The 24,704-nt window shown below is 68.9% G+C and carries 21 protein-coding genes; 7 read left to right on the top strand and 14 right to left on the bottom strand.

Annotated features, from left to right (window positions below):
- The first annotated feature begins 7 nt into the window (after positions 1 to 7).
- Together FA740_RS14100 and FA740_RS14105 are read left to right on the top strand one after the other, a co-directional pair.
- Positions 8 to 1,174: a primosomal protein N' gene (locus tag FA740_RS14100; protein ID WP_136857417.1), complete on the top strand. Its 1,167-nt coding sequence runs from the start codon at positions 8 to 10 to the stop codon at positions 1,172 to 1,174.
- A gap of 24 nt (positions 1,175 to 1,198) precedes the next feature.
- Positions 1,199 to 2,110 (top strand): carbohydrate kinase family protein, encoded by a 912-nt coding sequence (locus FA740_RS14105; protein WP_136857418.1) that lies wholly within the window; start codon positions 1,199 to 1,201, stop codon positions 2,108 to 2,110.
- Between the two features lie 128 nt (positions 2,111 to 2,238).
- Here the strand turns inward: FA740_RS14105 and hflX are convergent, their stop codons facing one another.
- The 9 genes from hflX to dusB all read right to left on the bottom strand — a co-directional run bounded on the left by hflX (position 2,239) and on the right by dusB (position 14,357).
- Positions 2,239 to 3,630: a GTPase HflX gene (gene hflX / locus FA740_RS14110; protein WP_246053645.1), complete on the bottom strand. Its 1,392-nt coding sequence runs from the start codon at positions 3,628 to 3,630 to the stop codon at positions 2,239 to 2,241.
- A 1-nt stretch (position 3,631) separates the two neighbouring features.
- Complete coding sequence (hfq, locus tag FA740_RS14115) at positions 3,632 to 3,865, bottom strand: RNA chaperone Hfq (RefSeq protein ID WP_119885907.1); 234 nt, start codon at positions 3,863 to 3,865, stop codon at positions 3,632 to 3,634.
- 114 nt (positions 3,866 to 3,979) lie between these two features.
- The gene (locus tag FA740_RS14120) at positions 3,980 to 5,611 is read right to left on the bottom strand and encodes a potassium transporter TrkG (RefSeq protein WP_246053646.1); all 1,632 of its coding nucleotides are present in this window, start codon (positions 5,609 to 5,611) and stop codon (positions 3,980 to 3,982) included.
- Positions 5,612 to 5,623: 12 nt separating this feature from the next.
- Positions 5,624 to 7,000 (bottom strand): Trk system potassium transporter TrkA, encoded by a 1,377-nt coding sequence (trkA, locus tag FA740_RS14125; protein WP_136857420.1) that lies wholly within the window; start codon positions 6,998 to 7,000, stop codon positions 5,624 to 5,626.
- A gap of 65 nt (positions 7,001 to 7,065) precedes the next feature.
- The gene (gene ntrX, locus FA740_RS14130; protein ID WP_136857421.1) at positions 7,066 to 8,457 is read right to left on the bottom strand and encodes a nitrogen assimilation response regulator NtrX; all 1,392 of its coding nucleotides are present in this window, start codon (positions 8,455 to 8,457) and stop codon (positions 7,066 to 7,068) included.
- On the bottom strand, positions 8,454 to 10,715 hold the full coding sequence (locus tag FA740_RS14135; protein ID WP_136857422.1) for a sensor histidine kinase NtrY-like: 2,262 nt from the start codon (positions 10,713 to 10,715) through the stop codon (positions 8,454 to 8,456). The genes ntrX and FA740_RS14135 overlap by 4 nt, the downstream gene beginning before the upstream one ends.
- A 73-nt stretch (positions 10,716 to 10,788) precedes the next feature.
- Positions 10,789 to 12,234 carry a response regulator gene (locus tag FA740_RS14140; RefSeq protein WP_136857423.1) on the bottom strand — a complete coding sequence of 482 codons (1,446 nt, stop codon included), beginning with the start codon at positions 12,232 to 12,234 and terminating at the stop codon, positions 10,789 to 10,791.
- Between the two features lie 12 nt (positions 12,235 to 12,246).
- Positions 12,247 to 13,359 carry a two-component system sensor histidine kinase NtrB gene (locus FA740_RS14145; RefSeq protein WP_136857424.1) on the bottom strand — a complete coding sequence of 371 codons (1,113 nt, stop codon included), beginning with the start codon at positions 13,357 to 13,359 and terminating at the stop codon, positions 12,247 to 12,249.
- On the bottom strand, positions 13,356 to 14,357 hold the full coding sequence (gene dusB, locus FA740_RS14150; RefSeq protein ID WP_136857425.1) for a tRNA dihydrouridine synthase DusB: 1,002 nt from the start codon (positions 14,355 to 14,357) through the stop codon (positions 13,356 to 13,358). The genes FA740_RS14145 and dusB overlap by 4 nt, the downstream gene beginning before the upstream one ends.
- Before the next feature lie 242 nt (positions 14,358 to 14,599).
- On the opposite strand from dusB, the gene FA740_RS14155 reads away from it, so the two are divergent.
- Positions 14,600 to 15,982: an L-serine ammonia-lyase gene (locus FA740_RS14155; RefSeq protein WP_136857426.1), complete on the top strand. Its 1,383-nt coding sequence runs from the start codon at positions 14,600 to 14,602 to the stop codon at positions 15,980 to 15,982.
- A gap of 9 nt (positions 15,983 to 15,991) precedes the next feature.
- On the opposite strand, the gene FA740_RS14160 is transcribed toward FA740_RS14155, so the two are convergent.
- Positions 15,992 to 17,005 (bottom strand): sensor histidine kinase, encoded by a 1,014-nt coding sequence (locus FA740_RS14160; RefSeq protein ID WP_136857427.1) that lies wholly within the window; start codon positions 17,003 to 17,005, stop codon positions 15,992 to 15,994.
- Between the two features lie 412 nt (positions 17,006 to 17,417).
- On the opposite strand from FA740_RS14160, the gene FA740_RS14165 reads away from it, so the two are divergent.
- The 3 genes from FA740_RS14165 to FA740_RS14175 all read left to right on the top strand — a co-directional run bounded on the left by FA740_RS14165 (position 17,418) and on the right by FA740_RS14175 (position 20,919).
- On the top strand, positions 17,418 to 17,951 hold the full coding sequence (locus FA740_RS14165) for a hypothetical protein (protein WP_136857428.1): 534 nt from the start codon (positions 17,418 to 17,420) through the stop codon (positions 17,949 to 17,951).
- A gap of 125 nt (positions 17,952 to 18,076) precedes the next feature.
- Positions 18,077 to 20,254, top strand: coding sequence for a YjbH domain-containing protein (locus FA740_RS14170; RefSeq protein ID WP_136857429.1), 2,178 nt, complete (start codon positions 18,077 to 18,079; stop codon positions 20,252 to 20,254).
- Between the two features lie 14 nt (positions 20,255 to 20,268).
- Complete coding sequence (locus FA740_RS14175; RefSeq protein ID WP_136857430.1) at positions 20,269 to 20,919, top strand: YjbF family lipoprotein; 651 nt, start codon at positions 20,269 to 20,271, stop codon at positions 20,917 to 20,919.
- 147 nt (positions 20,920 to 21,066) lie between these two features.
- Here FA740_RS14175 and FA740_RS14180 read toward each other — a convergent pair whose 3' ends face one another.
- From FA740_RS14180 to FA740_RS14195, 4 genes are all read right to left on the bottom strand, one after another.
- Positions 21,067 to 21,270, bottom strand: a complete 204-nt coding sequence (locus FA740_RS14180) for a hypothetical protein (protein ID WP_136857431.1) — start codon at positions 21,268 to 21,270, stop codon at positions 21,067 to 21,069.
- A 192-nt stretch (positions 21,271 to 21,462) separates the two neighbouring features.
- On the bottom strand, positions 21,463 to 22,245 hold the full coding sequence (locus tag FA740_RS14185; protein WP_136857432.1) for a metal ABC transporter permease: 783 nt from the start codon (positions 22,243 to 22,245) through the stop codon (positions 21,463 to 21,465).
- Between the two features lie 12 nt (positions 22,246 to 22,257).
- Positions 22,258 to 23,043 (bottom strand): metal ABC transporter ATP-binding protein, encoded by a 786-nt coding sequence (locus FA740_RS14190; RefSeq protein WP_136857433.1) that lies wholly within the window; start codon positions 23,041 to 23,043, stop codon positions 22,258 to 22,260.
- A complete protein-coding gene (locus FA740_RS14195) occupies positions 23,040 to 23,540 on the bottom strand; it encodes a Fur family transcriptional regulator (protein ID WP_409597097.1) in 501 nt (166 codons plus the stop codon). Before FA740_RS14195 ends, FA740_RS14190 begins: the two co-directional genes overlap by 4 nt.
- A gap of 115 nt (positions 23,541 to 23,655) precedes the next feature.
- On the opposite strand from FA740_RS14195, the gene FA740_RS14200 reads away from it, so the two are divergent.
- Positions 23,656 to 24,687 carry a zinc ABC transporter substrate-binding protein gene (locus tag FA740_RS14200; RefSeq protein WP_136857434.1) on the top strand — a complete coding sequence of 344 codons (1,032 nt, stop codon included), beginning with the start codon at positions 23,656 to 23,658 and terminating at the stop codon, positions 24,685 to 24,687.
- Positions 24,688 to 24,704 lie beyond the last annotated feature (17 nt).

A 24,704-nucleotide genomic window follows, 5' to 3' on the forward strand; every position in this document is an offset into this window, starting at 1 on the left:
GGCCCGCATGATCCCGGCCGAGCACCGCTTTCCCTGCGGACAATGCGGGGCCAGCCTGACCTTTCGCCCCGGCCAGCAACAGCTGGTCTGCGACTGGTGCGGCCACAGTCAGACCATCGGCCCCGGCCCCGCCCGCGCGCCGGGACGGCAGGCCGATGACAGCGGCACCGACGCCGCGGTGCAATGGGCCGAAGGGCCGCGCCCCGCTGGCGCCGCGCTGCGCGAGATCCCCCTGGCCGAGGGGCTGGACCTCTATCGCGGGGCGGCGGATATCGTGCAGACCGTGCGCACCCTGTCCTGCCCCAATTGCGGGGCGCAGGTCGATCTGGATGCCGATCACCACGCCAGCGCCTGCCCGTTCTGCGCCACCCCGGTCGTCACCGATACCGGCCCCACGCGGCGCATCCGGCCACAGGGCGTGATGCCCTTTGCGCTGACCGAGGCTGAGGCCCGCGCGGCCATGACCGATTGGCTGGGCAGCCTGTGGTTCGCGCCCTCGGGGCTGACCGCCTATGCGCGCAAGGACCGGCGGCTGACAGGGGTCTATTCGCCCTTCTGGACCTTCGATGCCGACACGACCTCCCGCTATCGCGGCCAGCGGGGCGATGCCTATTACGTCACGGTGCAAAGCACCCAGACCGTGAACGGCCGGAGGCAGACGGTCAGCCGCCAGGAACGCCGCATTCGCTGGACGCCGGTGTCGGGCCAGGTCGCGCGCCAGTTCAACGATGTGCTGATCCCCGCATCCACCGCCTTGCCGCCGCGTTTCTCCGAGGCGATGAAGCCCTGGGACCTGTCGGCGGTGGTGGCCTATGACCCCGGCTTCCTGTCGGGCTTCGAGGCCGAGGGCTATACCGTCGCCCTAGCCGACGGGCACGAGGCCGCCCGCCAGCAGATGGCCCAGATCATCCAGCAGGACGCCCGCCGCAGCATCGGCGGCGCCGAACAGCGCGTGGACCATGTCGACAGCCGCTTTGCCAACGAGACGTTCAAGCATGTGCTGCTGCCGATCTGGTCGGCGGCCTATCGCTATAACGGCAACAGCTATCGCTTTGTCGTCAACGGCCAGACCGGCAAGGTCATGGGAGAGCGTCCGTACTCGGCCTGGAAAATCGCGGGTGCCGTGGCCGTGGCACTGGTAGCGGTAGCAGCCATCCTGTATCTGACGCAGTAGGGCCGAACCAAAGGGGGACCGACCATGATCCTGTGCGCAGGCGAATCGCTGATCGACATGGTGCCAGCCGACGGCACCTTCCGGCCCCTGGCGGGCGGCGCGGTCTATAACACCGCCATCGCGCTTGGGCGGTTGGGCCAGCGGACGGGCTATCTGTGGCCCATCAGCCGCGACCCCTTCGGCGACCAGATCCTGCGCCCGCTGGCCGAGGCCGGGGTGAACACCGACCTCTGCCCGCGCACCGACCGGCTGACCACGCTGGCGCTGGTGACCCTGACCAACGGAGAGGCGCGCTATTCCTTCTATGACGAGGGCTCGGCCGGGCGGATGCTGCATGCGGACGATATCGGGCCGCTGCCCGAGACGGTGACGGCACTGTTCGCGGGCGGCATCAGCTTGGTGCCCGACCCCTGCGGCGCAACGATCGAAGGTCTGATCGCGCAGCATCACGACCGCTTGCCGGTGATGATCGACCCGAACATCCGGCCGTTCTTCATCACCGATGCCGGGGCCTATCGCGCGCGTCTGGCGCGGCTGCTGCCGATGGCCGATATCGTCAAGCTGTCAGCGGATGACCTGGAATGGCTTTATCCCGACCTGTCCCCCGAGGACGCCGCCCGCGCGGTGCTGCAGACCGGCCCGCGGCTGGTCCTGCAGACCGGAGGGGAAGCCGGCGCCAAGGCCATCTGGGCCGGAGAGACCGTCCACGCCCCCGCCGTGCGCACCACGGTCGCCGACACGATCGGCGCAGGCGACACGTTCAACGCGGGCGTGCTGGCCTCGCTGGACCGCCAAGGCCTGCTGTCCAAGGACGCCATCGCGGCGATCACCCCCGACCAGATCCGCGCCGCCCTGACGCTTGGCGCGCAGGCGGCGGCGGTCACGGTGTCCCGCCCCGGCGCGAACCCGCCCTGGGCGCACGAAGTGCCCACCTGACGTTCAGGAGGGTCCGGGAGGGGCGAAGCGCCTCCCGGCGGGGGGTCGGCCGGCGGGTCGCCACCGGTTCGAGAGCCGGCGGCCGACGGGGGCTGGCCCCCCGCCTTCCGTCGCGGGACGCAAATGGCTCAGTCCGCCGGATGCCACCCACCGCTGCGCGGCTCGTCAGGTTCGTCGTCCGCCTCGATCTCTTCGGCGGTGCCGGTAAAGGCCTCGAAGGCGCCCTTCTGCCGCGCGGTCCAGCGCAGGTCCAGGTGCAGCCCGTCCTCTCCCGCCGCCTCGCGCTCGACCACGCCGGCCTCGTGCAGCCAGGCGCGGCTGCGGCCATCGGCAAAGTCCAGCACGACGTGACCCTCGACACGCGGCTCGTCCAGAACGTCGCCCAGTTGGCGGTCTATGGCGGCGATCAGATCGTCCAGCCCCTCGCCCGACAGGGCGCTGACCGCCTGCACGCCCTCGGTGCGGGCATCGGTGCGGCGCAGGGCGGCGCGGGTGTCGTCGCCCAGAGCGTCGATCTTGTTCCAGACCTCGATGGCGGCCACGTCGTCATCCACGCCCAGACTGTCCAGGATCGCGGCCACGTCATGGGCCTGCTCCTCGGTCTCGGGGTGGCTGATGTCGCGGACATGCAGGATCAGGTCGGCCTCCAGAACCTCCTCCAGCGTGGCGCGGAAGGCCGCGACCAGCTCGGTCGGCAGGTCACTGATGAAGCCCACGGTATCCGACAGGATGATCCGCCGCCCCGATCCACCCTCGCCCGCATCGGGCAGCTTGATGGCGCGCATGGTCGGGTCCAGGGTCGCGAACAGCATGTCCTTGACGAACACGTCCGCGCCGGTCAACCGGTTGAACAGCGTCGATTTTCCGGCGTTGGTATAGCCCACCAGCGCGACGATGGGATAGGGCACCTTGGCACGCGCCGCGCGGTGCAGGGTGCGGGTCTTGACCACGCGCTCCAGCTGGCGGCGCAGGCGGGTCATCTGTTCGTCGATGGCGCGGCGGTCGGCCTCGATCTGCGTCTCGCCGGGACCACCGACGAAGCCAAGGCCACCGCGCTGACGCTCCAGGTGGGTCCAGGCGCGCACCAGGCGCGTGCGCTGATAGGACAGCGCGGCCAGCTCGACCTGCAGCACGCCCTCACGGGTGCGGGCGCGGTCGGCGAAAATCTCCAGGATCAGCCCGGTCCGGTCCAGAAGCTTGACGCCCCAATCCTTTTCCAGGTTGCGCTGCTGCACCGGGGTCACGGGGCCGTCGACCAGAACCAGCTCGACCTCAAGGGCCTCCAGGCGTTCCTTGATCTCGGCCAGCTTGCCCTTGCCGAACAGCTTGCCCGGGTTCGGCTCGCGCAGGTTCGCCACCTCGGAGCCGACCATCTCGATGCCCGGCAGGGCCAGCGCCAGCGACACGGCCTCGGCCAGCGAATGCTCGGGCTGGCGGCGTTGCGTGCGGGCACGGCCCAGATCGGGGTGGATCACATAGGCCCGGGTCGGGCTGGCCGCGGTCTCCGTCAGTTCTGCCAAATCAATCGTCGCCTTCGTACAGGGTGATGGGCTGGCCCGGCATGATCGTGCTGATCGCATGCTTGTAGACCAGTTGCGACTGCCCGTCGCGGCGCAGCAGCACGCAGAAATTGTCGAACCAGGTGATCACGCCCTGCAGCTTGACGCCGTTGATCAGGAAGATCGTGACGGGCACCTTAGCCTTGCGGACATGGTTCAGGAACGCATCCTGCAGGTTCTGCTTGTCGCCAGCCATTTGTTAATCGTCCGTTTTTCACTGTCCCTGTGATGTCAACATCTAAGCCCATGCGGCACCCCATGCAAGCTTGGCGGGATCTGCGAAGGTTGAGTGACAACATTTGGGCCACACCTAGCGGCGCCAGAATTCCGGCGAAAACAGCGCCAGCACCGCCAGCGTCTCGATCCGGCCCAGGACCATGGCGCAGGCCAGCACCGCCTTGGTGAAGTCGGGCAGGCCCGACCACCCCTCCCACGGGGCCGAGGCGATGCCCGCCGTGCCCTCGAACGCGGGGGTCAGCGGGATGGCCCCGGCCAGCGGCCCCGCATTGGTCAACGCCGCGATGGAGAGGATGGTCGCGGTCTCGAACTCGATCGGATGGATCGAGACCAGGCTGACGACCAGCGCGATCGAGATGGCGAACAGCATGAAGAAGATGAAGGCCAGATAGGCCCCCTCGCGGCGCAGCCTGCGGGCGATGCGGCCGCCGCCCGACACGGAATGGGGGTGGATGATGCGCTCCATCTCGCGCTGGCCGTGGCGGGCCAGGGCATAGACGCGCAAGAGCTTGACGCCCCCCGCCGTGGTGGCGATGCCGCCGCCCATCATCGCCAACCCCGCCAGGATCAGCCCCGGCGCATCCAGCCCCGACCACACCCGCGCATCGGCCCATTCGACCGAGGTCCAGCCCGTGGTGGTCAGATAGGACAGGGCGCTGAACAGTCCGCCCCACATCGCGGCCAGCGCGCGCCCGATCTCGGTCAGGCCCAGGGGGTCGGGGGGCGTGGCGCGGTCGACCTCGATCGCGCCCAGGAAATGGCGCAGGAACAGCACGGCGGCGACCAGCCCCACCAGCCCCAGGGCCATGCGCAGCTCCGGGTCCTCGACCAGGCGTTCGGTCGCGCGCAGCTCGTTCCCGCCGGGCCAGAAGCGGCGCGACAGGGCCGGGATCAGGAACAGGAACACCAGCATCTCTCCGGGAATGCCCGAGGCCACGCCCGCAGGCCCGATCACCGGAGAGATCCCCGAGGTGGACAGCGTCCCCATCGCCCGGACCAGCGCCACGAAGGACGGATCGCCCAGCATCAGCAGCCCCACCCACAGCACCAGCGTCAGCCCCGCATAAAGCGGCCCGACCTGCAGCGCGGCGCGCAACAGGCGGCGCGACGGATCGCCCAGCTGCGCGTCGAAGCCCGGGTCCGACAGGTGCAGCACCGGGCGGCGCGGATCGGCCGAACGCGGCAGCTGTTCGTGATATTCCTTGCGGTTGTAGGGGCTGGCCATGATCTCGAACCCGCCCACGCGCAGGGGCGCCAGGATCGCCACCGCCGCGACCAGCACGAAGAACCCGCCCATCCAGCCCACCATCGCCCGCCACAGATGCAGCGGCATGGGCAGCAGGTCCGCCGAATAAAGCGACGCGCCCGTGGTGGTCAGCGACGACACCATCTCCCACCAGGCGTTGAAGAATCCGGTATCGGGCTGGCTTTCCGCAAAGGGCAGCGCCAGCAGCAGCGGCAGGATGCCATAGACGCCCATCATCATCAGCAGAGTCTCGCGAGAGCGCTGCGGCCGGGGGTTGGCCTGGGTCGCCAGCCCGATCAGCCCGCAGAACACCAGGATCAGCAGCCCCGCGTAGAAAAAGTTGCGCGCGATGAAGGCATAGCCCGTGACCGAGGCATAGGCCGCAGGCCCCATCATCATCAGCGCCACCAGCCCCGCCAGCAGCACCAGAAGCGGAACCCGCTGAAGAAACGCGATCATGCCGCCCCCGCCCTAGAAGAAGTCGATCGAGACCTGCAGCAGGCGCTCGACCTCGGGGACGTCCTTTGTCAGGGCAAAGATCAGCACGATGTCGCCCTCGTCGATGCGGGTGTCGGCCAGAGGCTTGACCACGCGGTCGCCCTTGCGCACCGCCCCCAGCAGCGCGCCTTCGGGGAAATCGATGTCGCGCAGCGCGCGCCCGGCCATCGGGCTGGTGGACAGGACCTGCGCCTCCATCACCTCGGCCTCGGCATCGCCGATGGAATAGATGTCGCGCACCCGCCCGTGGCGGATATGGCGCAGGATCGTCGACACCGTCGTCGATCGCGGGTTGATATAGGCGTCGATGTCCAGCGCCCCCATCAGCGGCACCAGCGTGGGGTCGTTGATCAGCGCGATGGCCATCTTGGCCCCCGCCTGCTTGGCGCGGACCGAGGCCAGGATGTTCGTCTTGTCGTCGTCGGTGACGGCCAAGACGGCATCGGCCTGGGGGACGGCGGCCTCCTCCAGGATCTCGGCGGACAGGCCGTCGCCGTTCAGCACGATGGTGCGCTCCAACCGGTCGGCGGCGAATTCGGCGCGCGCGCGGTCGCGTTCGATCAGCTTGGCGCGGATGCGGTCGGGCCGCGCCTCCAGCGCCTGCGCCACGGCCAGGCCCACATTGCCCGCGCCGATGATGGTCACGCGCTCCTGTTTCTGGGGGGGCTTGCCAAAGATGTCCAGCGTGCGGGCCACGTCGTCGATATGGCTGAAGACATAGATCTGGTCATGCGCGAACAGCTGATCGCCCGGTTCGGGCGCGAACAGCCGCCCCTTGCGGCGCACCCCCGCGACGATGGCGCGCAGGCTGGAGAACAGCTCGGTCAGCTGGCGCAAAGGCGTGTTCAGCGCCGGGCAGTCCGCCTCCAGGTCGATCCCCAGCAGCTGGATCTTGCCGTCCATGAAGGTCTCGACATCAAAGGTCGAGGGCGCCGACAGGCGTTGCAGCGCGGCCAGCGCGACCTCTCGTTCGGGGCTGATGACCACGTCGATGGGCAGGTGTTCGGTGCGGTACAGGTCGGAATAGATCGCGTCCAGATAGGCCCCCGACCGCAGGCGCGCGATCTTGCGCGGGATGCGAAAGACCGAATGCGCGACCTGGCAGGTGACCATGTTCACCTCGTCCGAATGGGTCGCGGCGATGATCAGGTCGGCGTCGCGCGCGCCCGCCCGGTCCAGCACGTCCGGGTGGCTGGCAAAGCCGGTGACGCCCTGGACGTCCAGCGCCTCGGTCGCGCGGCGCACCAGGTCGGGGTTGTTGTCGATGACGGTGACGTCATTGCGTTCGCCCGACAGGTGGCGGGCGATCTGCCAGCCGACCTGCCCCGCCCCGCAGATGATGATCTTCATGCGTCACCCTTCTTGTCGCGCGCCCTCTTTGCCTATGCCGGGCGCGCGTCCCGTGCAAGCGTGGGCTATTTACCCATCACCATCTCATCCTCGCCGCGCATGCCGCCGACCACGCCCAGGGATTTCAGCTTGCGGTGCAGCGCGCTGCGCTCCATGCCCACGAATTGCGCGGTACGGCTGATATTGCCGCCAAAGCGGTTGATCTGCGCGACCAGGTATTCGCGTTCGAACAGCTCGCGCGCCTCGCGCAGCGCCATCGCTGTGACCGACGGCCCCAGGCTGAGGGTGTCGCTGTTGTCGGGCGTGGCCCCCTGCGGCTCCAGCTCGGCGGGCAGGATCGGGCCGTGGGTCTCGGCCAGGATCAGAACGCGCTCGATCACGTTGCGCAGCTGGCGGATGTTGCCGGGCCAGCGCATGGATTGCAGGGCGGCGACCGTCTCCTCGGGCAGATCGCGGGGCGTCAGGCCCTGGTTCTTGTGGAACTGCTCGATGAAATGGCGCGCCAGGGCCGCGATGTCGTCGCGCCGGTCGGCCAGCGACGGCACCGCGATGGGCACCACGTTCAGCCGGTCATACAGCTCCTGGCGGAACCGCCCGGCGGCGATTTCCGCCACCAGATCGCGGTTGGTGGAGGACAGCACGCGCAGATCGACGCGCACCTTGTCCGCGCCGCCCGCGCGCACGAATTGCTGTTCGGTCAGCACGCGCAGGATCTTGGGCTGGGTGCCCATGGGCATGTCGCCCACCTCGTCGAAATAGATGATGCCGCCATGCGCCTGCTCCAGCAGGCCCGGCTCGATCCCGCGTTCGGGGGTCTCGCGGCCAAACAGCACCTCCTCCATGCGCTCGGGCTCGATCGTGGCGCAAGGGACGGTGACGAAGGGCGCCGACGCGCGGGGCGAGTGCGCGTGGATATAGCGCGCGGCGCTTTCCTTGCCGGTGCCGGGTTCGCCCGCCAGCATCACCCGGCCGTTCGACCGCGCGACCTTGTCCAGCGCGTCGCGCAGCCGCTTGAAGGATGCCGACTGGCCCAGCATCTCGGCGGCGCGGTCGCCGCCGCGGCGCAGGGTGCTGTTCTCGCGCCGCAGGCGGGCGGTCTCCATCGCGCGGTTGATGACCACCATCAGCTGGTCGATGTTGAAGGGCTTCTCAATGAAATCATAGGCCCCCTGCTTGATCGCCGCGACCGCGATCTCGATGTTGCCGTGGCCGGAGATGATGATCACCGGCACGTCGGGGTTGTTGCGCTTGACCTGTTTCAGGATGTCGATGCCGTCCATGCGGCTGTCCTTCAGCCAGATGTCCAGGATCATCAGGGACGGTTCGCGGTCGTTCAGGGCCGCCACGGCCTCGTCGGAATTGGCGGCCATGCGGGTGTCGAAACCCTCGTCGCGCAGGATGTCGGCGATCAGTTCGCGGATGTCGCGTTCATCATCGACGATCAGGATGTCGTTCATGGTGTCGCCTCGTCTTTTTCTTGTCTGCTCTTGGTCTTGGGGGCCCGGACGGGGTGGCGTTCGCGGGGCAGCCGGATCTCGGCCATGGCGCCCGGCGGATCGGGCGCGTCCGTCAGGGACAGGCTGCCACCATGTTCCTCGACGATCTTCTTGACGATGGGCAGCCCCAGCCCGGTGCCGTGGCTTTTCAACGTCACATAGGGTTCGAACAGCCGCGACCGGTCGGCAGGCAGGCCCGGCCCCGAATCGGTGATACGGATGCAGACCGATTCCGGGTCCACCTGCAGCGTCACGGCGATGCGCGCCTGCCATCCGGGGATGGCGTGCCCGGCCTGTTCATCGATCGCCTCTCCGGCGTTCTTCAACAGGTTGGTCAGCGCCTGGCGCATCATGCCCGCGTCGCAATCCACGATGACCGGATCATCGGGGATGTCGCGGGTGATGGTCGCATGCAGCGCATCCTGCTGCAACAACAGCGCCTCGCGCAGCAGGGCGGCCATGTCGGTTTCCGCCCGGTCGGGTTCGGGCATCCGGGCAAAGCGGCTGAATTCGTCCACGATCCGACGCAGGTCGTTGGTCTGGCGGATGATCACGTCGGTGTATTGCTCCAACGCGGCGCGGTCGCCTTCGGGGGCCAGCGGCCCGAACTTGCGGCGCAGCCGTTCAGCGGACAGCTGGATCGGGGTCAGGGGGTTCTTGATCTCATGGGCGACGCGGCGGGCGACGTCGCCCCAGGCCGCCATGCGCTGCGCGCTGACCAGTTCGGTCACGTCGTCGAAGGCCACCACATAGCCCTCCAGGGCGCCGTCGGTGCCGCGGCGCACGGCCATGCGGACCAGCAGGCTTTCCACACGCCCCTCGCGCATCAGGCGGATCTCGTCCTGGATGGTTTCCGCGACCGAGGCCGACAGGCGCGCAAACAGCGGCGCGAATTCCGGCACCACCTCCGACAGCAGCGCGTCGATGTCGCGCTTTGCGTCCAGCCCCAGCAGCCGGCTGGCCGAGCGGTTGACGAAATCGATCTCTCCGGCCGCGTCCAGCCCGATCACCCCCGACGTGACCGAGGTCAGCACATTGTCGAACAGCCGCCGCTGATCGTCCGACAGGCGATAGCTTTCGATCAGTTCCGCGCGCTGCGTCTTGAGCTGACGGGTCATGCGGTTGAAGGCCTGTCCCAGGGTCTGGATCTCGTCGCCGGTGCGGACCTCGGGGACCTGCACGTCCAGATCGCCGCGCCCTACGCGGTCGGTCGCCTGCGCCAGCAGGCCGATGGGCCGCGACAGGCGCGAGGCGAACCACAGCCCCATCCAGACCGCCGCCGCCACCAGAAGCAGCGCGAACCCCAGATAGACCAGCGAGAATTCCAGCAGGACCTGCGATCGCATCTCCTCCAGCTGCTTGTAGTCGCCCGCCGTGGCGCGGGTATCATCGACCAGCCCCAGCAGGTCGCCATCCACGTCGCGCGTCACATACAGATAGCGGTCGGCCAAAGGCGGCAGGGCCACCAGCGCGCGGAATTCGTCATTCTCCCAATCCTCGATCAGGGTGATGCCATCGGCCTGCGCGCGGTCCAGCTGATCGCTGGAGGGGGCCTCGTACCAGAACAGATAGCTGCGCTCGCCCCGGGCGCGGATCTCTCCGGCGCCGTTGATGATATAGGCCTCGCGCAGGCCGCGCTGGATCAGGCTCTGGCCCTGGGACAGCAGGCCGCGCAGCTCTCCGTCCTCGATCAGCGGGTTGGTGCGTCCGGCTTGGGTCAGCACGCCGGCCAGCGCGCGGGCATCCTCGGTCAGGTCGCTGCGATGTTCGGCGTGATAGGCCTCGGCTGCGGCCTGCGATGTGGTGACGACCTGCTGAACGCGGTCGGAAAACCAACCCTCCAGCCCGATATTGACCAGAAACCCCGCGAACAGCGCGACCAGGACGGTCGGCACCAGCGCCAGCCCCGCAAAGATCGCCACCAGCCGCGCATGCAGACGCGATGCGGGCGCCGTGCTGCGCCGGGCCGAGATCAGCCGCGCCATCCGCGCCACGATGAATCCGATCAGCACGATCAGGAACACCAGATCCGCCAGCAGCACGGCGCGCAGGGTCTGTCCCTGCAGCCCGCGCCCGAAGGGGCCCATCACCGCCAAGGTCGCCACGGCCAGTGCGATGCCGGTCAGCACCACCCCCCAGGTCAGCAGCCCGCGCCATTGGCGGGGCAGCCGGATGCGGGCCAGCCTGTCCCAGCTGAGCCCCGTTGCCAAGCCTGCCATAACCCCCACTTGCCGTCTTTCGCGGCTTTTGCTGTGGGCGCGCGTGTTATCCGCGCTGCCCCCTGTGGCGGTTTTACATCAGTTTGCGGCGCCGTGTCACCTCGATATTCAGCTCGGTCAGTTTCTTGCGCAGTGTATTGCGGTTGATGCCCAGCAGATCGGCGCAGCGCAGCTGGTTTCCGCCCGTCGCGTCCAGCGCCACCTGCAGCAGCGGGCGCTCGACCTCGCGCAGGATGCGATCATAGAGGCCCGGCGGCGGCAGCGCGTCGCCATGCAGGTCAAAGTAATGCTGCAGATGCGCCTCGACCGAATCCGACAGGCGCGATCCGACCTGCGGCAGCGGCACCACGCCCGCCGGTTCCGGCGTGGGCGCCACGGTCGAGACGGGCGCCGGGGCGGCGGCGCGGTGGCCGGTCTGTTGGCTCAGCGCCTCGCGCATCTCGGTGGCGGTGATGGCGGTGCCGCTGGCGGTCAGGGCCAGGCGCCGCATCATGTTCTCCAATTCGCGGACATTGCCCGGAAAGGGATGCGCGCGCAGCATGGCCGCCGCATCATCCGACAGGCTGCGTTCTGGCAGCCCCTGGGCGGCCGCGCGGGCCAGCAGATGGGCGGCCAGCGGCAGGATGTCGTCCACGCGCGCGCGCAGCGGCGGCACGCTGACGGTGACCCCCGCCAGCCGGTAATACAGGTCCGACCGCAGCCGCCCCGAGGCCACATCGGCCTGCGGGTCCGACCCGGTCGTGGCCACGATGCGGGGCGCATGGGCGCGGTCGGGGCCCGATTCCATCGCCTCGATCAGGCCGATCAGGCGGGCCTGGGCGCTGGCGTCGAAGCCTGCCGGGTTCTCGATCACCACGGTGCCGCCGCGCGCCTTGTCGGCGGCGCGCGCGATGGCGTCCTCTCCGGCATCCGACGAGGTCAGGATCGCCAGCCCCCGGTCGCGCCGGTCCGACAGTTCGTGAAAGCTGCGCGCGATGGTGGTCTTTCCGACCCCTGCCTCTCCGGCGATGATCACCGGCAGGTCGGCGTTCAGCACACGCGCGACCATGCGGAACAGCGCCTGCATGCTGGGCGCATGCCCGATCAGCGGCATGGCGGGGTCGGCGGCCTCACGCGGGGTGGGCAGCGGTTCGGGCACCGGGTCGGATTTGCGCGGACGCCGCGACAGGGCCTGGTTCGCCTTGGACATCAGGTCCGGCAGATCGAAGGGCTTGGGCAGGTATTCGAACGCCTCGGCCTCGGTCGCGCGAATCGCGGTGACGATGGTGTTCTGGGCCGAGATCACGATCACCGGCAGGTCTGGCCGCGCCTCGCGGATGGCGGGGATGCGGTCGATGCCGTTGCCGTCTGGCATCATCACGTCGGTGATGACCAGATCGCCGCGCCCCTCCTCGACCCATTTCAGCAGTTGCGCCAGGCTGCCGGTGGCATGGACCCTGCAGCCCGCGCGGGTCAGCGCCTGCGTCAGCACCGTGCGGATGGTGCGGTCGTCGTCAGCGATCAGAACGGTGCCGTCCATGGGATCAGGTCCTTATGCCTTGGGCAGGGAAATGCGGAACACGGTGCGACCGGGGCGGCTGTCCACCCGGATCAGCGCGCCGTGGTCGGTGATGATCTTGCTGACCAGCGCCAGGCCCAGCCCGGTGCCGTTCTCGCGGCCCGATACAAAAGGCTCGAACACCTGGTCGGCGATGGCGGGGGGAAAGCCGGGGCCGTTATCCTCGATCTCGATCTGCAGGGGCAGCGGGCGGCCCGTGGGGTCGGTGTCGTCGGGGGGGCGGCGCAGCGTGTGGTCGTAATGGGTGCGCAGGCGGATCGTGCCGCCCGCCTTGCCCGCAAGCGCCTCGGCGGCGTTCTTGACCAGGTTCAGGCAGACCTGCACCAGCTGGTCGGCATCGGCCAGCGCCATCGGCAGCGAGGGGTCGTAATCGGTCGCGATCTGCACGTCGCGCGCAAACCCCGCCTTGGCCGACCGGCGCACCTGTTCCAGCACGTCGTGGATGTTCAGGGGGGCCAGGTCCGGCTCGGACGTGTCGCCAAAGCGTTCGACCTGATCCAGCAGCGCCACGATGCGGCGCGATTCGGCCACGATCATCTCGGCCATCTCGCGGTCCTCGGGGGTGGCGTTCATGGCCATCAGTTGGGCCGCGCCGCGGATGCCGGCCAAGGGGTTCTTGATCTCATGGGCCAGCATCTCGGACATGCCGATGGCGCTGCGGGCGGCGCTGCGGACGTGGCGGGCCTGATGCGCGCCGTCATCGTCCTGGGGCACGATCAGCAGCGACACGGCGCCGCCCGACAGGCCCGCGGGCCCGGCATGGACCGCGGCGCGGCGCGCCTGATGCCCGCCGGCGCGGTCGCCGATCTCAAAGCGGACGCAGGCCTGATACAGCGCCTCGTCGCTGGCGCGGACCCGCGCCATCAGCGGCGCCAGGGTCGGGCGCAGGCGCAGGCGGGTGGACATCTCGTCCCCCTCCAGCATACGGCCCAGGGTGGAATTGCGCGACAGGTTCAGCCAGATCTCGGCCGCGTCATTCATCGCGGCCACGCGCCCCTCGGCGTCCAGGATCAGCGCGGGCAGCGGCAGCGCCTCCCATCCCGGTCCGGGCGCGGCCTCGCGAAAGTTGCGCGGGCGGGGCGTCATGCGGCAACCCCCGCGGCATCGCCAAAGGCGCGACCGATCAGGTCCAGCGTGGCGGCAGGGGTCTCGGCGCGCATCAGCTGGTCGCGCAGGGCTGCGCCGTTCGCGTCGGCATACCAGCCCAGATGCTTGCGCGCGACGCGCAGGCCCAGCTCGGCGCCATAGAAGTCCAGAATATCCTCGTAATGCTCGGCCACCAGATCGGCCAAGGCCGCGCCCTGCGGGACATGCGGCGCGGACGTGCCCCACAGATCATGCGCGATCTGCGCCAGAACCCAGGGGCGGCCCTGCGCGCCCCGTCCGACCATCACCGCATCCGCGCCCGACGCAGCCAAGGCCGCGCGGGCGCTGTCGGCATCGACCACGTCGCCATTCGCGACCAAAGGCGGGCGGCCCGGCAGGTCGGCCACTGCGCGGATTGCGGTCCAGTCGGCCTGCCCCTTGTAGAACTGCGCCCGGGTGCGGCCATGCACGGTCAGCATGGCGACCCCCGCATCGCGCGCCCGCGCGGCCAGATCGGCGGCGTTCAGGCAGTCGTCGTCCCAGCCCAACCGCATCTTCAGCGTCACCGGAACCGACACCGCGCCGACCACCGCATCGACCAGCGTCATCGCATGGTCCAGATCGCGCATCAGCGCCGCGCCGGACAGGCCGCCCGTGACCTTCTTGGCCGGGCAGCCCATGTTGATGTCGATGATGCGGGCACCCATGCCTGCCACGATCCGGGCGGTTTCGGCCATCGGCGCGGCCTCGCGGCCCGCGATCTGCACGCTGACGGGCAGTGCCCCTTCGGTCAGGGCCTTGGCGCGCACCGCGGCGCGGGTCGAGGGGCGCGGCGTCACCATCTCGGTCGAGGCGACCATCTCGGAGACCATCAGGCCTGCGCCAAATCGGGCGACGGCGCGGCGGAACGGCACATCCGTGATGCCCGCCATGGGTGCAAGGAACACCGGCGGGCCAAGGGGTGTGTCACCAAGCAGGATCGGGTCGGGCAAGCGCATGTTCTGTTCCTTCACCCCGGGGCACATCGCCCGCAAGAACGGCAGGCGGCGGCGGACCTGCCCAAATCGCAGGCGCGTCCCAGTTGCCCACAATTCAAGCATGTTGCAATCACTTTAAGCAGACCACGCCTCAGACCGGCACGCGGGCCGATGTCGCAACCGGGACGCGAAACGGCGCGGAACGTGGTGGCGGCAGGGGGCGGGTCGTGCTTGGATGGGCCGGGAAATGCAAGGGGAGAGTCATGTTTCTGTCGGTCTTCGATCTGTTCAAGCTGGGGGTGGGGCCCTCCTCCTCGCACACGATGGGACCGATGGTCGCCGGCGCGCGGTTCCTGGACGCGCTGCGCCTGCAGCCGTTCCGCGCCCACGGGCTGCGCGCCAGCCTGCATGGCAGCCTGGCCTTCACCGGCAAGGGTCATGCCACCGACCGCGCCACGATCCTGGGTCTGGCGGGCTTTATCCCCGCCAGCATGGACAGGGACGCGGCCGAGGCCGCCCTGGCCCGGAACCGCGAGACGCGCCTCTTGGAGCCGCAGGGTCTGGCGCCGCTGGTCTTCGACCCCGACCGCGACCTGCGGTTCGATTACGACCACACCCTGCCCGGCCATGCCAACGGCATGACCCTGTCGGCGGTCGATGCCCAGGGCGACGTGATCTTTCACCAGATCTATTATTCCATCGGCGGCGGCTTCGTGATGACCGACCAGGAGCTGGCCGACAAGGCGGGGGCGGTGCGCACGGATGCGACCTCCAGCGTGCCCTATCCCTTTGCCAGCGCCGCCGAGATGCTGGCGATGGCCCAGACCTCGGGCAAGTCCATCGCCCGGATGAAGGAGGCCAACGAGCTGTGCTTTCGGTCGCAGCCGGACCTGCATGCGGGGCTGGACCGGATCTGGGGCGCGATGCGCGACTGCATGGACCGGGGGCTGGCGACGGACGGCATCCTGCCCGGGGGCCTCAACGTGCGCAGGCGGGCCAAGGCCATCCATGAGAAGCTGCTGGCCGAACGCGGGCTGAACATGACCGCGCCGCATGTGATCAACGACTGGATGTCCACCTATGCGATGGCCGTGAACGAGGAGAACGCCGCGGGCGGTCAGGTCGTGACCGCGCCCACGAACGGCGCGGCGGGGACGGTGCCCGCGGTGATCCGCTATTGGCTGGACCATGTGCCGGGCGCGTCCGAACGCCTGCTGCCCGATTTCCTGCTGACGGCGGCGGCGGTAGGCGGGCTGATCAAGCACAATGCCAGCATTTCAGGGGCGGAATGCGGCTGTCAGGCCGAGGTCGGATCAGCCGCCGCGATGGCCGCCGCGGGTCTGGCCGCCGTGCTGGGCGGCACCCCGCAGCAGGTGGAGAACGCCGCCGAGATCGCGCTGGAGCATCACCTGGGCATGACCTGCGACCCGGTGCGCGGGCTGGTCCAGGTGCCCTGCATCGAACGGAACGGGCTGGGCGCGATCAAGGCCGTGGCCGCCGCCAGCCTCGCGCTGCGCGGGGACGGCAGCCACATCGTGCCGCTGGACGCCGCGATCGAGACCATGCGCCAGACCGGCCGCGACATGTCCGACAAGTACAAGGAGACGTCGCTTGGCGGGCTGGCCGTGAACGTGCCGAACTGTTGACGCGCGCCCTCAGGGGGACAGGTGGCCGCGCAGGCTGTAATGCAGGCCCTGGGGAAGGAATTCAGCCCGCCCCTGGCCGTCGAAATAGGCCGGGACGATCATGTTCACCAGCCGCGATCCGAACCCCTCGCGGGTGGGCGGGGCGACGGGCTGGCCGCCCTCCTCCTGCCAATCCAGGGCAAAGGCGTCGCCCTGCACCGACCAGGACAGTGCGACCACGCCATCGGGGCTGGCCAGAGCGCCGTATTTCGCGGCATTCGTCGCCAGCTCGTACAGCGCCAGCGACAGGCCGACCGCCTGCTGGCTGCTCAGCGGCACGGACGGCCCGGACAGGCGGATGCGGTCGCTGCCGACCAGATGCGCGCCGATCGAGCGGGCCATGACCTCGGTGATGTCGGCGCTGTCGCCCAGGCCGGTGAACAGGCCCTGCGCCTTGGCCAGCGCCATGATGCGGGCGCCCACAGTATCGCGCGCCTCCTGGATGGTGGCGGCGTTGCGCAGGCTGGAGGACACCACCGTCGAGGTCACCGACAGGATGTTCTTGATGCGGTGCAGCAACTCCTCCTGCATGACCTGCTGGTTGCGGCGGGCCTGGACCAGCGCGGTCATGTCGACGGTGATGTTCATCAGCCCCGCCACGCTGCCGTCATCGTCATAGAGCGGCGAATAGCTGAAGGTCCAGAACGTCTCCTCGTCAAAGCCGTTGCGCGTCATGATCAGGCGCATTTCCTCGGAATAGGTGCCCCGCCCGGACAGGGTCTGATCGACCAGCGGGCGCACGTCCTCCCAGACATCGGACCAGATCTGGCGAAAGGGCTGGCCCAGGGCGTGACATTCCTTGGCCCCCAGAACGTGCATGTAGGCGTCGTTGTACAGCATGATCAGATGCGGGCCCCAGAACATGCAGCAGGCGTGGCGCTGGCCCACCATGATCCGCACCGCCGCCAACAGCGCGCCCGACCAGCCCGCCATCGGGCCCAGGGGGGTGGCGGACCAGTCGAAATCACCGATCCGGCGTGCCATCGGCCCATCATCCCACGAGAACCGCGCGCGCGCGTGCGGTTCAGGACGATCGGGGTCACGGGCAGGAGCCGCAGAGGTCATCAGGTCATCGCCGCCGATCAGAGGAAGGTATTCCCGGATCATCACCGGATTCCCGGCGCTCTTCAATGACCAAGCCGTCAAACAACCCCCTGCAGGACGTGCAATAATCATTTATCAACGAATCTTCCCGCACTGCCCCCATCCGCAGCGGTCCCGCCCCTGCCAGCGCGCCATGAGAGGCCGGCAAGGGCCTGCCGGGGTGGGGGCGTGACGCTTGCCCCCTGTGGCTGCGGTTGCTAACGCTGGACGGACAGTGATCCAGACCGAACCAGAAGGCCAAAGCCCCATGTTCCCGCGCCCCCCCTTCCCTCGGCTTGCCATGCTTGCCCTGATGACCCTGCCCCTGGCCGCCTGCGACAGCGAGGCGATGACCGACCTGCGCCGCAATGTCGGGCTGGAGCAGGCCTCCGCCGAACCCGAGGAGCCCGCAGGCCCGCGCCCGCCCGCCGTCTCTCCGCTGGAGCAGCCGATCGAGACCGGCGCGGGCGCCCGCGCCATCGCCACCGCCGAGCCGCTGACCTATCGCGCCACCGCCTTTGTCGCGCGCGGCAACGAGCCCGACTGGAACGTCCAGATCAGCGGCACCACCGCCGTCTATCGCACGCCCGACACGCCGAACGGCCGCCAGATCGCGGTCAGCCGCATCGTCTTTGACCGTGGCGTCGAATATATCGGCGTGCTGGGCGGGCGGCCCTTCGTGGTCAACCTGCGCGCCGCCGAGTGCCAGGACAGCATGTCGGGCGACCGCTCTGCGCTGACCGCGCGGCTGACCGTCAGCGGCCAGACCCGCACCGGCTGCGCCGCCCCCGGCCAGACCCCTACGGCAGAGACCGCCCCAGCCGAAGCCGCTCCGGCGGCGGGCTGACCGCCCGCCCGGCGCGCGGGTCACGCATTCGTGTGTCGATGCGCGCGCCAAAGCCTGCCAATCCGCCTGGATATGCCGTCCCCGCCCCTGCCGATCCCGTCCTTGCCGCCGAAAGGAAGCCGCCGATGCGCCGCTCGCGTCTGACCCGCCAGCTGATGGCCACCACCCTGCCCCTGGCCCTGATCGCGGGCGCGGGCATCGCCGTCGCGGACCCGATGCTGGGCCGCACCATGTCGTCCTATGGCCTGCCCGGCGGCATCGACACCCCCACCGCCGAGACCCTGCCCGACGGCAGCCTGGGGGCGACGGTGTCGCTGTCGGATTACGCGCGCCGCGCCAACATCTTCTTTCAGGCGCTGCCGGGGCTGACCACGGTGCTGCGCTATGGCCGTGTGGATGGCATCGACGATTTCCGCGAGGAGGGGTTCATCTCGGACCGCTCGCTGGATTTGCGCTATCAGATCGTGGATGAGGATGGCTGGCGGCCTGCCGTGGCCATCGGTCTGCAGGATTTTCTGGGCACGGGCGTCTATTCGGGCGAATACATCGTGGCCACGCGCAACGTGACGCCCACGGTGCGCGCCTCGGTCGGCCTGGGCTGGGGGACGCTGGCGGGCAAGCCGCGGGTGATCGACGTGGACGATCTGGGCGGCACACCCAATGTGGACCAGTGGTTCCGCGGCGGGGCCAAGCCCTTTGCCTCGGTCAGCTGGCAGGTCAATGACCGGCTGAACCTGACGGCGGAATATTCCAACGACATCTACCTTGCGCGATACAGCAACGACCGCGACGTTCAGCAGGGGGACGAGCCCTCCAGCAAGCTGAACCTGGGCGCCAGCTATCGCATCGGCCGCAACTATGAGGCCGGGATCTATACCATCGGCGGCAAGACCATCGGCGCGCAGTTCACCATCGCGCTGAACCCGCGCGATGCGGCCTTCCCCTCGGGGCTGGAAAAGGCGCCCGCCCCGGTGCGCCCGCGCGTGTCCCCGGCGCAGGACCCCGAGGGCTGGTCGGGCAGCTGGTCGCAGGACCCCACCGCCCAGCCCGCCATCCAGAAGGCCTTGGGCGACGCGATGGCCAAGGAGGGCCAGCGCCTGGAGAGCATGGCCCTGACCGCGACCCGCGCCGAGGTGCGCCTGCGCAACCAGCGCTATATCAACCAGGCCGAGGCGGTGGGCCGCACCGCGCGCCTGATGACCCGCGCCCTGCCCCCCTCGGTCGAGACCTTCGTGATCACCTCGACCACGGACGGGATGGCCACGTCCTCGGTGACGATGCGGCGCAGCGACGTGGAGCGGCTGGAAAATACCGAGGCCGGCCAGATCGCTGCCGCCTCGACCCTGTCGGATGCGGCACAGACGGCGGGCCTGGTGCAGACGCCGGACCTCTATCCGCGGTTCCGCTGGTCGGTCAGGCCCTATGTCGAGGTCAGCATCTTCGACGCCGAGGACGGTCTCACGTCGGAATTTGGGGCTGAGGCGCGCGCCAGCTATGAGATCATGCCCGGCCTGATCGCGACCGGAGCCCTGCGGCAACGGGTGTTCGGAGATATCGGCCAACGCGGTCCCGGCATTCCGGGTGCACGGGGGACCTATTACGATCCGGATTTCTACGCCGATACCCCGTCCCTGGAAAGCTCTCCCCTAGGTGTGCCTCGGGTGCGCTCAGACACGCGCATGTATACCGGCAACTCGAATCCGGTGATCCCGGAACTGACGCTGGCCTGGTATGCCAAGCCCGCCGAAGCCGTCTATAGCCGGGTCACCGTTGGCCTTCTGGAGCGTGGCTATGGCGGCGTCTCAGCCGAGGCCCTCTGGAAGCCCGCGACATCGCCCTTGGGATTCGGCGCCGAAATCAACCACGTGCGCAAACGCGACTTTGATCAGCTCTTCGACTTCAGGGATTACGAGGTGACCACGGGCCATCTCTCGGCCTATTACGAGTTCTCGCAAGGGATTACCGGCCAGCTGGACGTGGGCCGATATCTTGCGGGGGATGTCGGTGCCACGGTGACCTTGTCACGCGAATTCGCAAACGGCTGGCAGGTCGGAGCTTTTGTCACCAAAACCGACCTCTCGGCCGAGGAGTTCGGCGAAGGAAGCTTCGACAAGGGCGTCAAGTTTTCGATCCCGATCAGCTGGGGAACCGGCCAGCCCTCCCGGGACCGCGTTGCGAACAGCCTTAGGTCGCTGTCGCGCGATGGCGGGTCTCGCGTCGAGGTCGACGGCCGCCTGTATGACAGGGTCCGCGAGAGCCATACCGTTGACCTATACGAGGGATGGGGGAAATTCTGGCGATGAACAGGCAAGCGAAAATGCGCAGCGTGACAATGGCGACGGTTCTGGCGCTGGCCGCTGCCTGCGGCAATACCGGTCCGGACGAGGGTGGAAGCAACGCCGACGTGCTCACATCGCTGGCGAAAAGTGTTGTTCCTGTCCGTGCGTCCAGGGACGCGGGCAGCACACCGGCCGCCGCGCGATCGCCCGAACAGGCCGCGGCCGAGGCGCTGCGAGTCAATCCAGGCCCGCTGATCCAAGCTGGTTTCGAAGGGCTGGGGCGCAGCCAGATCATGGCCATGACCGGCCAGAACGGCGCAATACGCACCTATATGACCCCCGCCGAGGAGGCGCTGATCTTGCGCGACGGCATGCTGGTTGGCACGCGCGGCCTGGGCCGCGACCTGTCGGTGGCCGAACCCGGAACCGACCGCCTGATCCGCGCGGTCCAGGCGGGCAGCGGCTCCCGGGTGATGCGCTATCTGTCGGGCGACGGGCTGGAGCGGCCGCTGCAATTCGCCTGCACCACCGCGCCGGGCCCCAATCCCGGCGTCATCGTGGAAAGCTGCGAAGGCCACGGCACGACTTTCCAGAACAACTATCTGGTCCAGGGCGGGCAAATCCCGGTGTCGCGGCAATGGATCGGGCCGGGCCTGGGCTATGTGACCATCCAGACGCTGCGCCCCTGACCCCACCGCCAACCATGAAAAAACCGGCCCTTCTCAGGGGCCGGTTTTTTCATGTCCATGGGTCCACAGGGACCCGGGCAAAAGAAAAGGGGCTGACCAGAGGTCAGCCCCTTGTGGCACGGATCGTCGGAACGATCCGGACCGATATCAGCTGTCGTCCGAAGCGACTGCGGCGATGACGCCCAGCAGCAGCAGGGCGGGGACGACCAGGCCGGCGTTGGTCGAAGCAGCGCGCTCCTCAACGATGACGGGCTCGACTTCGACGACGGGGGCGACATAGCCACCGGCCAGAGCCGAGGTTGCGGTCAGGCCGAGAGCGGCCGCGAAAGTAGCGAATTTGGTCATGATCATGCTCCGTTTCGATTGACGGCTGCCATTTCTGGCAACATCGTGGCGACAGTTACACAAACCCGAACAGTTGAAAAGCAGCATTGAATTGATTCCACCGTGGGCCTGCGGGCACTGTTGCATATTGGCCAACACCTATTTCGGCGCTTCGTTCCATGGGGTGCAAACCCCCGGAAAAACTGTGACAATTCGGCACTAGCCCCGGCGAAGTGCTTGGGAGAGGACGAAAAACATCGCCGCTGCGGTCACGATCGAGGGACCGGCGGGCGTGTCGAGTCGCAGGCTGGACCACAACCCCAGGATGACGGATGCGGCGGCGATCAGGGCGGCACCGGCGGCCATCCGCTCGGGGGTGCGCGCCCATCCGCGGGCCGCCGCCGCAGGCACGATCAGCATGGCCGAGATCAGCAGCGAGCCCACCACTCGAATCGCCAGCGCCACCACCACGGCCAGGGCCAGCGACAGGACCAGACGCTCGACCCGCGGATCGATGCCCGCGGCCATGGCCAACTCCTCGTTCAGGCTGCTGGTGACCAGCCGCTGCCAGCGCAGGATCAGCACCCCCAGCACCAGCGCCGCCCCCGTCCAGATCAGCACCAGATCGGACCGCCCCACCGCCAGGATGTCGCCGAACAGATAGCCGCCCAGATCGGACCGCGCCTGCGGCACGAAGCTGATCGCGACCAGGCCCAGGGCCAGCGCCGAATGCGACAGCACCCCCAGCATCGTGTCCATCGCCTGCCCCCGCGCCACCAGCGCCGAGACCAGACACGCCATCGACACCGCCACCGCCAGCGTCCCCGCATAGATCGAGATGTCGAAGGCCAGCGCGAAGGCCACCCCCAGGATCGCCGCATGGGCTGTCGAATCGCCGAAATAGGCCATGCGCCGCCACACGACGAAACTGCCCAGAGGCCCCGCGACCAGCGCCAGTCCCAGTCCCGCCAGCACGGCGCGCGTGAAGAAATCGTCCAACATCCGTCCGGTCCGTCAGCGCCGCGGCGCGGTATGGTCATGCCCACAGCCCGGCCCATGCACATGCGCCCCGGCGGGCATCAGGTCGTGGTCATGGTCGTGGCGGTGGCGATAAAGGGCCAGCGTGCCCTGCGCCTCGGCCCCGAACAGGGCGCGGTATTCGGGGGCGGTGCTGACATGCTGGGGCGTGCCCTCGCAGCAGACATGCCCGTTCAGGCAGACGACCCGGTCCGACGACCGCATCACCACCAGCAGATCGTGGCTGACCATCAGCACGGCGGCGCCGGTCTGGCGGCGGACCTCCTCGATCAGCTGATAGAAGGCCACGATGCCGGGCTGGTCCAGCCCCTGCGTGGGTTCGTCCAGGACCAGCAGATGCGGGTCCGACAGCAGCGCGCGGGCCAGCAGAACCCGCTGGAACTGGCCGCCCGACAGCTGCGTCAGCTGCCGCGCGCCCAGCCCCGCGACGCCGGTGCGCGCCAGCGCGGCCTCGGCCTGGGCGTCGGTCACGCGGGTGGGCAGCGACAGAAAGCGGCGGACCGTCATGGGGATGGCGGTGTCCAGCTGCACCCGCTGCGGGACATAGCCGATGCGCAGCCCGCGCTTGCGCACAACCCGCCCCGAGGCAAGTGGCATATGCCCCAGCAGCGCCCGGATCAGCGACGATTTGCCCGACCCGTTCGGGCCGACGACGGTCACGATCTCTCCGGGCTGGATGCGGAAATCGACCTGTGCCAGCACCGGCTCGGACGTGCCGGGCCGATGCACCGTCAGGGCGCTGGATGAGATCAGGGCGCTCATGCGACGCCCTCGGCCGCGCAGGTGGCGCAGAGGCCAAGCGCCTCGATGGTGGCCCGCTCGACCCGGAACCCGCCCTGGGCCGCCACGGCGGTCAGCGCGTCGCGGATGGGGGCGGCGGCGGCCTCTGCGACCTTGTCGCAGCTGCGGCAGATCAGGAAGGCCGGGTGGTGGTCATGGCCCGGATGCAGGCAGGCCGCAAAGGCGTTCAGCCGCTGCAGCCGATGCGCCAGCCCGTGGGTGACCAGAAATTCCAGCGCGCGATAGGCGACGGGGGGTTGCCTGCCGAACCCCTCTGCGGCCAGCCGGTCCAGCACCTCATAGGCGCCCATCGCGCGGTGGCTTTCCAGCAGGATCTCCAGCGTGCGGCGGCGCACCGGGGTCAGGCGCGCGCCCTGTTCGGTCAGGCGGGCCGCGGCCTCGTCCAGCGCGCGATGGGCGCATTGCTGATGATCGTGCGGCGCAAAGGTCGCGGCGATGGCGTGGTCACTGTCGGGCACGATGGTCCTTCACGCGCGATGGCGTTACTTTATTACATTCAGGTTGACTTGTTATGCTGTAACACACAGAACCCGGCCATCGCAACAAAGCCCCGTTCCCGAAAAGGAGATCCCGATGCGCATCCCGGCATCCGCAGCCGCCGTCCTGGCCCTGACCACCGCACCCGTCCTGGCCGCCCCCCAGGTGGTCACCGACCTGGTGCCCACCGGCGCCCTGGTCCAGGAGGTCATGGGCGATCTGGGCCAGGTCCGGGTCCTGCTGCCCCAGGGCGCCAGCGCGCACCACTATCAGATGCGCCCGTCGGACGCGCAGGCGCTGCAGTCGGCGGATCTGGTCGTCTGGATGGGCCCCACGCTGACCCCCTGGCTCGCGCGCGCCTCCGACACCCTCGGCGGCAGCGAACAGCTGCGCCTGCTGGAGGTCGACGGCATCACCCTGCGCGGCTATGCCGACGCTGCGGCGGATGACCACGACGGTCATGGTCACGACGATGGGCACGGCCATGACGATCACGCGCATGACGATGCCCACGCCCACCATGACGACCACGCGCACGACCATGACCATGACCATGACCATGACCATGGCGACCATGATCACGGGGATCACGACCATGCCCATACCGGCACCGACCCGCATGCCTGGCTGAGCCCCGCCAATGCCGGTCCCTGGCTGGAGGCGATTGCCGCAACCCTGTCCGAACAGGACCCCGACAACGCAGCCACCTATCGCGCCAATGCCGATGCCGCCGCCGCGCGGATCGCGGCGCTGGACACCCAGCTGCGCGACCGCCTGGCGCCCCATGCCGATGACCGGTTCGTGGTCTTTCACGATGCCTATGGCTATTTCACCGCGCATTTCGGCCTGCAGCCAGCCATGGCGGTGTCGCTTGGCGATGCCTCGACGCCGTCTGCCGCACGCATCGACCAGATCCGCAAGCAGATCACCCAGACGGACGCGCGCTGTGCCTTTCCGGAATATGCCCATGACGATTCGCTGATCGCCACCGTGATCGAGGGCACGGGCACCCGCCTTGGCGGCGAGCTGAGCCCCGAGGGCGGCATGCTGGCGCCCGGCGCGGGGCAGTACGACGCGCTGCTGACCGGGCTGGCCGACACGATCGTCGCCTGCCTGTCGGCCGAATGACCCCCTGCATGGCGCCC

The sequence above is a fragment of the Paracoccus hibiscisoli genome (assembly GCF_005048265.1).
GTDB classification, from domain to species: domain Bacteria; phylum Pseudomonadota; class Alphaproteobacteria; order Rhodobacterales; family Rhodobacteraceae; genus Paracoccus; species Paracoccus hibiscisoli.

Coding starts and splice junctions, on each gene's coding strand:
- FA740_RS14100 (WP_136857417.1), top strand. CDS start 8: ATGATCCCGGCCGAGCACCGCTTTCCCTGCGGACAATGCGGGGCCAGC.
- FA740_RS14105 (WP_136857418.1), top strand. CDS start 1,199: ATGATCCTGTGCGCAGGCGAATCGCTGATCGACATGGTGCCAGCCGAC.
- hfq (WP_119885907.1), bottom strand. CDS start 3,865: ATGGCTGGCGACAAGCAGAACCTGCAGGATGCGTTCCTGAACCATGTC.
- FA740_RS14120 (WP_246053646.1), bottom strand. CDS start 5,611: ATGATCGCGTTTCTTCAGCGGGTTCCGCTTCTGGTGCTGCTGGCGGGG.
- trkA (WP_136857420.1), bottom strand. CDS start 7,000: ATGAAGATCATCATCTGCGGGGCGGGGCAGGTCGGCTGGCAGATCGCC.
- ntrX (WP_136857421.1), bottom strand. CDS start 8,457: ATGAACGACATCCTGATCGTCGATGATGAACGCGACATCCGCGAACTG.
- FA740_RS14135 (WP_136857422.1), bottom strand. CDS start 10,715: ATGGCAGGCTTGGCAACGGGGCTCAGCTGGGACAGGCTGGCCCGCATC.
- FA740_RS14140 (WP_136857423.1), bottom strand. CDS start 12,234: ATGGACGGCACCGTTCTGATCGCTGACGACGACCGCACCATCCGCACG.
- FA740_RS14145 (WP_136857424.1), bottom strand. CDS start 13,359: ATGACGCCCCGCCCGCGCAACTTTCGCGAGGCCGCGCCCGGACCGGGA.
- dusB (WP_136857425.1), bottom strand. CDS start 14,357: ATGCGCTTGCCCGACCCGATCCTGCTTGGTGACACACCCCTTGGCCCG.
- FA740_RS14155 (WP_136857426.1), top strand. CDS start 14,600: ATGTTTCTGTCGGTCTTCGATCTGTTCAAGCTGGGGGTGGGGCCCTCC.
- FA740_RS14160 (WP_136857427.1), bottom strand. CDS start 17,005: ATGGCACGCCGGATCGGTGATTTCGACTGGTCCGCCACCCCCCTGGGC.
- FA740_RS14165 (WP_136857428.1), top strand. CDS start 17,418: ATGACCCTGCCCCTGGCCGCCTGCGACAGCGAGGCGATGACCGACCTG.
- FA740_RS14170 (WP_136857429.1), top strand. CDS start 18,077: ATGCGCCGCTCGCGTCTGACCCGCCAGCTGATGGCCACCACCCTGCCC.
- FA740_RS14175 (WP_136857430.1), top strand. CDS start 20,269: ATGCGCAGCGTGACAATGGCGACGGTTCTGGCGCTGGCCGCTGCCTGC.
- FA740_RS14180 (WP_136857431.1), bottom strand. CDS start 21,270: ATGATCATGACCAAATTCGCTACTTTCGCGGCCGCTCTCGGCCTGACC.
- FA740_RS14185 (WP_136857432.1), bottom strand. CDS start 22,245: ATGTTGGACGATTTCTTCACGCGCGCCGTGCTGGCGGGACTGGGACTG.
- FA740_RS14190 (WP_136857433.1), bottom strand. CDS start 23,043: ATGAGCGCCCTGATCTCATCCAGCGCCCTGACGGTGCATCGGCCCGGC.
- FA740_RS14200 (WP_136857434.1), top strand. CDS start 23,656: ATGCGCATCCCGGCATCCGCAGCCGCCGTCCTGGCCCTGACCACCGCA.